The 1,383-nt window shown below is 44.5% G+C and carries 3 protein-coding genes; all 3 read right to left on the bottom strand.

The window, feature by feature from the left end; translation table 11 throughout:
- Positions 1–84 precede the first annotated feature (84 nt).
- Positions 85–369, bottom strand: coding sequence for a putative quinol monooxygenase (locus OQJ86_RS26305; protein ID WP_020195700.1), 285 nt, complete (start codon positions 367–369; stop codon positions 85–87).
- A gap of 69 nt (positions 370–438) precedes the next feature.
- Positions 439–834, bottom strand: a complete 396-nt coding sequence (locus OQJ86_RS26300; RefSeq protein WP_038871282.1) for a VOC family protein — start codon at positions 832–834, stop codon at positions 439–441.
- 82 nt (positions 835–916) lie between these two features.
- Entirely contained in the window at positions 917–1,213 is a 297-nt protein-coding gene (locus OQJ86_RS26295) for a ribbon-helix-helix domain-containing protein (RefSeq protein WP_038871280.1), read from the bottom strand.
- Between the last annotated feature and the right edge of the window lie 170 nt (positions 1,214–1,383).

Raw genomic sequence — 1,383 nt, 5'->3', positions numbered from 1 at the left:
CAGAGAAGCCATCACTCAACATCACCAATGCTGAAAAGTCTGGGCTGATGGCGATGGCTTAAACCGATCTCAGGTTAGTAAAGATTACAGCTCATCCAAGAACGTGATTTTTGGCTCACTGGCAAGTAAACCATCAATCTCACTCAATAGAGTCTGGAAATGCGTTGTTTTGCAGTGTTCGTCAAACGCGGCTTGGTCTGCAAACTGCTCTTGGAATAAGAATTGGCTTGGGTCATTTTTGTCTTGGAACAAGTGATAACGCACGCAGCCCGTCTCATTTCGAGTCGGCTCTAGCATCGCTTCTAATGCTTGTTTTAGTTGAGATACGCAGTCAGGTTTTGCGTGAAATGCAGCAGTTAAATGAATCATAGTTGTGTTTGCTTCTTTGTTTTTATTAAAGGGGGATAGTGGCAGTTTCTGTTAGGACAGAACTTACTATCAGAGATAGCGACCTTGACGCTGCAAGAACTCAATTTTGTAGCCGTCTGGGTCGGTAATGAAGAAAAATGTCGCTAAGTGTTTTTCCTGATGGTCAAAGACTTTGATGTCGCTCGCTTCGATATCTAGCGAGTTCAAGCGTCGATAAGTCGCCGCAATGTCTTCTACGCTTACCGCAAGGTGCCCGTAAGCCGTACCATGTGTGTATGGCTCACTTTGGTCGTGATTGTGAGTGAGTTCTAACTCGAATCCCGTTTCAGGGTTTGCTAAGTAGGTAAGAGAAAAGCCGTCGAATACGTATTGGTCTTTGATTTCTAGCTCAAGTGCGTCGCGATAAAACTTAAGAGAACGCTCCAGATCGCTTACGCGAATCATGGTATGAATCATTTTTGTCATGAGTACTCCTTAATACTGCGCCTAGACTAGTCAGTTTTAGCGCGAGTTTGGTAGTACTCAGGTACGACAATAACGTGAGTGGTTAGTTTTGCTCACTTAGTGCTTGATCTAGCGTCGCTTGTGGTTGTCGAGCGTAGGTAAGGCAGGCGCAGCGAAGCAGAGAGGCGAAGTTATTGACCTCCCCGTTGTGTTCTAACGCTTCTTGGTAAACGGTCGTGATGAACTTAGGTACGGTCATGTCTTGGGCAGAGGCAATTTCTTCTAGAATCAACCAAAAACTCGATTCCAACTTTACGCTGGTGGCATGGCCATCAATGCGGATGGAGCGGGTAACAAACTGATAGTTTTCTTGTGGTTGTTTAGCAAATATTTCGCACATAAGGTTATTCGTTTTTATAAAAGAGCCGCAATTATTGAAGGGAGGGAGTAAGCCGTCAACCGTTTCTATCACAAAAAAACGCTCCCAGAAGAGCTGTCTCTTGATCACAAGTCTAGTGTTCAAGAGACATTGCGAGTTCGTAGCCTTCAAGGATGGTTTGTAGTTTAAAC

Origin of the sequence: Vibrio sp. Sgm 5 (assembly GCF_026241575.1) — a bacterium.
GTDB classification, from domain to species: Bacteria; Pseudomonadota; Gammaproteobacteria; order Enterobacterales; family Vibrionaceae; genus Vibrio; species Vibrio jasicida.
Note: the sequence above shows the minus strand (reverse complement) of the source record. Positions and strands in the feature narration are given on the sequence as shown.